We start from the raw sequence: 4,069 nt of genomic DNA, 5'->3' as shown, positions 1-4,069 counted from the left end.
TGTGCTCGGCCAGGCCGCTGGCTTCCTCGCAATGGGTGCCATCCTCCAGCCGCAGTAGCTCGGCGATTTCGTCCAGGCTAAAGCCCAGCCGCTGGGCCGATTTCACGAACCGCACTCGTGTTACATCCGCCTCGCCATAGCGGCGAATGCTGCCATAGGGCTTGTCTGGCTCCGGCAGCAGGCCCTTGCGCTGGTAGAACCGGATGGTCTCCACATTGACCCCGGCCGCCTTGGCAAAAACGCCAATGGTCAGATTCTCAAAATTAATTTGCATATCGCTTGACTCCGTACATAACTACGGAAGTAAGCTTAAGCTATCCAAACCAAATTTGAAAGGACAAGCGTATGTCTGAACCACAAAAGTCTGAACCACAAAAGTCTGAACCACAAAAGTCTGAACCACAAAACGGGCGCGGCGCGCTCTTCGCCGGTGGGCTGGCCGCCATTCTTGCGTCGGCCTGCTGCCTGGGGCCGCTGGTTTTGATCGCCTTGGGGTTCAGCGGGGCATGGATCGGCAACCTGACGGTGCTGGAACCCTATCGCCCGATCTTCATCGGCGCAGCGCTGGTCGCGCTGTTTTTCGCCTGGCGGCGCATCTACCGCCCGGCGCAAGCCTGCAAACCGGGTGAGGTCTGCGCGATTCCCCAAGTGCGAGCTACTTACAAGCTCATTTTCTGGATCGTGGCCGCGCTGGTCCTGGTCTCGCTCGGATTTCCCTACGTCATGCCATTTTTCTATTAATCACAGGAGTTCATCATGAAAAAACTGTTTGCCGCCCTCGCCCTCGCTGCCGTTGTTGCCCCCGTGTGGGCCGCCACCCAGACCGTCACGCTGTCCGTGCCTGGCATGACCTGCGCCTCTTGCCCGATCACTGTCAAGCACGCGCTTTCCAAGGTTGAGGGCGTGAGCAAGACCGACGTAAGTTTCGACAAGCGCCAGGCCGTCGTCACCTTCGACGATGCCAAGACCAACGTCCAGAAGTTGACCAAGGCGACCGAGGACGCGGGCTATCCGTCCAGCCTCAAACGCTGATCCGTTAACCGAACTCGGGAGCGACACATGGGACTCATCACGCGCATCGCTGGCAAAACCGGCGCGCTCGGCAGCGTCGTTTCCGCGATGGGCTGCGCCGCCTGTTTTCCTGCCATCGCCAGCTTTGGCGCGGCCATCGGACTGGGCTTCTTGAGCCAGTACGAGGGGCTATTCATTGGCATCCTGCTGCCGATGTTCGCCGGCATCGCGTTACTCGCCAATGCTATCGCTTGGCTCAATCATCGACAGTGGCGACGCACGGCGCTCGGCACGATAGGCCCGATCTTGGTGCTGGCAGCGGTGTTTTTAATGCGGGCTTACGGCTGGCAGAGCGGTGGACTGCTCTATGTCGGCCTGGCCTTGATGGTTGGGGTGTCGGTCTGGGATTTCATCTCGCCAGCACATCGCCGCTGCGGGCCGGACAGCTGTGAATTGCCAGAACAACGTGGCTGACGGCAACAGCCGTAGCCACCACAGAAAAGGAAAAATACATGACCACCCTGAAAATCACCGGGATGACCTGCGACTCGTGCGCGGCTCACGTCAAGGAAGCCTTGGAGAAAGTGCCCGGCGTGCAATCGGCGCTGGTGTCCTATCCGAAGGGCACAGCGCAACTCGCCATTGAGGCGGGCACGTCATCGGATGCGCTGACTACCGCCGTGGCCGGACTGGGCTACGAGGCAACGCTTGCCGATGCGCCACCGACGGACAACCGCGCCGGCCTGCTCGACAAGATGCGCGGCTGGATAGGGGCCGCTGATAAGCCCAGTGGCAACGAACGCCCGTTGCAGGTCGTCGTCATTGGTAGCGGTGGAGCCGCGATGGCGGCAGCACTGAAGGCCGTCGAGCAAGGCGCGCAGGTCACGCTGATTGAGCGCGGCACCATCGGCGGCACCTGCGTCAACGTCGGTTGTGTGCCGTCCAAGATCATGATCCGCGCCGCCCACATCGCCCATCTGCGCCGGGAAAGCCCATTCGACGGCGGCATGCCACCCACACCGCCGACGATCTTGCGCGAGCGGCTGCTGGCCCAGCAGCAGGCCCGTGTCGAAGAACTCCGTCATGCCAAGTACGAAGGCATCCTGGACGGCAATTCAGCCATCACCGTTCTGCACGGTGAAGCGCGTTTCAAGGACGACCAGAGCCTTATCGTTAGTTTGAACGAGGGTGGCGAGCGCGTCGTGATGTTCGACCGCTGCCTGGTCGCCACGGGTGCCAGCCCGGCGGTCCCGCCGATTCCGGGCTTGAAAGAGTCACCCTACTGGACTTCCACCGAGGCCCTGGCGAGCGACACCATTCCCGAACGCCTTGCCGTAATCGGCTCGTCGGTGGTGGCGCTGGAGCTGGCGCAAGCCTTTGCCCGGCTGGGCAGCAAGGTCACGGCCCTGGCGCGCAATACCTTGTTCTTCCGTGAAGACCCGGCCATCGGCGAGGCGGTGACAGCCGCTTTCCGTGCCGAGGGCATCGAGGTGCTGGAGCACACGCAAGCCAGCCAGGTCGCCCATATGGACGGTGAATTCGTGCTGACCACCACGCACGGTGAATTGCGCGCCGACAAGCTGCTGGTCGCCACCGGCCGGACACCGAACACGCGCAGCCTGGCATTGGAAGCGGCGGGGGTAGCCGTCAATGCGCAGGGGGCCATCGTCATCGACAAGGGCATGCGCACCAGTAGCCCGAACATCTACGCGGCCGGCGACTGCACCGACCAGCCGCAGTTCGTCTATGTGGCGGCAGCGGCCGGCACTCGTGCGGCGATCAACATGACTGGCGGCGATGCGGCCCTGGACCTGACCGCAATGCCGGCCGTGGTGTTCACCGACCCGCAGGTCGCCACCGTGGGCTACAGCGAGGCGGAAGCACATCACGACGGGATCGAGACCGACAGTCGCCTGCTAACACTGGATAACGTGCCGCGTGCGCTTGCCAACTTCGACACACGCGGCTTCATCAAGCTGGTCATCGAGGAAGGTAGCGGACGGCTCATCGGCGTGCAAGCGGTGGCCCCGGAAGCGGGTGAACTGATCCAGACGGCGGTGCTCGCCATTCGCAACCGTATGACCGTGCAGGAACTGGCCGACCAATTGTTCCCCTACCTGACCATGGTCGAAGGGCTGAAGCTCGCGGCGCAGACCTTCAGCAAGGACGTGAAGCAGCTTTCGTGCTGCGCCGGATGAGGAAAAGGAGGTGTTCAATGAGCGCCTACACAGTGTCCCGGCTGGCCCTTGATGCCGGGGTGAGCGTGCATATCGTGCGCGACTACCTGCTGCGCGGATTGCTACGGCCGGTCGCGTACACCACGGGCGGCTACGGCTTGTTCGATGACACCGCGTTGCAACGGCTGCGCTTTGTACGGGCTGCCTTCGAAGCGGGTATCGGCCTGGACGCACTGGCGCGGCTGTGCCGGGCGCTGGATGCTGCGGACGGTGACGGTGCGTCTGCGCAGCTTGCCGTGTTGCGGCAACTCGTCGAGCGTCGGCGCGAGGCCCTGGCCAGCCTCGAAATGCAACTGGCCGCCATGCCAACCGAACCGGCACAGCACGCGGAGAGTCTGCCATGAACAGCCCAGAGCACTTGCCGTCTGAGACGCACAAACCGATCACCGGCTACTTGTGGGGCGCGCTGGCCGTGCTCACCTGTCCCTGCCATTTGCCGATTCTCGCCATTGTGCTAGCCGGCACGACGGCCGGCGCGTTCATCGGGGAGCACTGGGGTATTGCAGCCCTCACGCTGACCGGCTTGTTTGTCCTGTCTGTGACGCGGCTGCTGCGGGCCTTCAAGGGAAGATCATGACCGCTTCCCAGCCAGCCGAGAGTGGGCAGCTTTGAGCTTCGCTACCAATCTGGAGGAGTACCACCATGAACGCAAACGCCCCGAACACTGCCAGTTGCACCACCTGCTGCGTATGCTGCAAAGAAATTCCGCTCGATGCCGCCTTCACCCCGGAAGGCGCGGAATACGTCGAACATTTCTGCGGGCTGGATTGCTATGAACGCTTCCAGGCACGCGCCAAGGCCGCGACAGAATCTGACATTGC

The 4,069-nt window shown here is 62.6% G+C and carries 7 protein-coding genes and 1 pseudogene; 7 read left to right on the top strand and 1 reads right to left on the bottom strand.

The genetic code is table 11. The annotated features are described in order from the left end of the window. Window positions 1-274, bottom strand: a 274-nt coding sequence (locus HV213_RS33015; RefSeq protein ID WP_181486579.1) for a MerR family transcriptional regulator, incomplete at its 3' end; no start/stop codon positions are given. A 71-nt stretch (window positions 275-345) separates the two neighbouring features. Between HV213_RS33015 and merT the strand changes: the two genes are divergently transcribed. From merT to HV213_RS32980, 7 genes and pseudogenes are all read left to right on the top strand, one after another. Continuing rightward, on the top strand, window positions 346-741 hold the full coding sequence (merT, locus tag HV213_RS33010; RefSeq protein ID WP_001294653.1) for a mercuric ion transporter MerT: 396 nt from the start codon (window positions 346-348) through the stop codon (window positions 739-741). A 15-nt stretch (window positions 742-756) separates the two neighbouring features. After that, window positions 757-1,032, top strand: a complete 276-nt coding sequence (gene merP / locus HV213_RS33005; protein ID WP_000732275.1) for a mercury resistance system periplasmic binding protein MerP — start codon at window positions 757-759, stop codon at window positions 1,030-1,032. A 27-nt stretch (window positions 1,033-1,059) separates the two neighbouring features. Continuing rightward, window positions 1,060-1,485, top strand: coding sequence for an organomercurial transporter MerC (merC, locus tag HV213_RS33000; RefSeq protein WP_000522996.1), 426 nt, complete (start codon window positions 1,060-1,062; stop codon window positions 1,483-1,485). A gap of 38 nt (window positions 1,486-1,523) precedes the next feature. Continuing rightward, on the top strand, window positions 1,524-3,209 hold the full coding sequence (gene merA, locus HV213_RS32995) for a mercury(II) reductase (protein ID WP_000209296.1): 1,686 nt from the start codon (window positions 1,524-1,526) through the stop codon (window positions 3,207-3,209). Between the two features lie 17 nt (window positions 3,210-3,226). Then, the gene (gene merD, locus HV213_RS32990) at window positions 3,227-3,592 is read left to right on the top strand and encodes a mercury resistance co-regulator MerD (RefSeq protein WP_001277466.1); all 366 of its coding nucleotides are present in this window, start codon (window positions 3,227-3,229) and stop codon (window positions 3,590-3,592) included. Continuing rightward, window positions 3,589-3,825 (top strand): broad-spectrum mercury transporter MerE, encoded by a 237-nt coding sequence (merE, locus tag HV213_RS32985; RefSeq protein WP_001087807.1) that lies wholly within the window; start codon window positions 3,589-3,591, stop codon window positions 3,823-3,825. Before merD ends, merE begins: the two co-directional genes overlap by 4 nt. A gap of 50 nt (window positions 3,826-3,875) precedes the next feature. After that, window positions 3,876-4,069, top strand: a pseudogene (locus tag HV213_RS32980) (DUF3330 domain-containing protein); the annotation flags it as partial.

The sequence above is a fragment of the Klebsiella sp. RHBSTW-00484 genome (genome assembly GCF_013705725.1).
GTDB lineage: Bacteria > Pseudomonadota > Gammaproteobacteria > Enterobacterales > Enterobacteriaceae > Klebsiella.
The sequence above is the reverse complement of the archived record's forward strand: the minus strand, read 5'-3'. Positions and strand labels throughout refer to the sequence as shown.

Coding starts and splice junctions, on each gene's coding strand:
- merD (WP_001277466.1), top strand. CDS start 3,227: ATGAGCGCCTACACAGTGTCCCGGCTGGCCCTTGATGCCGGGGTGAGC.
- merT (WP_001294653.1), top strand. CDS start 346: ATGTCTGAACCACAAAAGTCTGAACCACAAAAGTCTGAACCACAAAAG.
- merC (WP_000522996.1), top strand. CDS start 1,060: ATGGGACTCATCACGCGCATCGCTGGCAAAACCGGCGCGCTCGGCAGC.
- merA (WP_000209296.1), top strand. CDS start 1,524: ATGACCACCCTGAAAATCACCGGGATGACCTGCGACTCGTGCGCGGCT.
- merP (WP_000732275.1), top strand. CDS start 757: ATGAAAAAACTGTTTGCCGCCCTCGCCCTCGCTGCCGTTGTTGCCCCC.
- merE (WP_001087807.1), top strand. CDS start 3,589: ATGAACAGCCCAGAGCACTTGCCGTCTGAGACGCACAAACCGATCACC.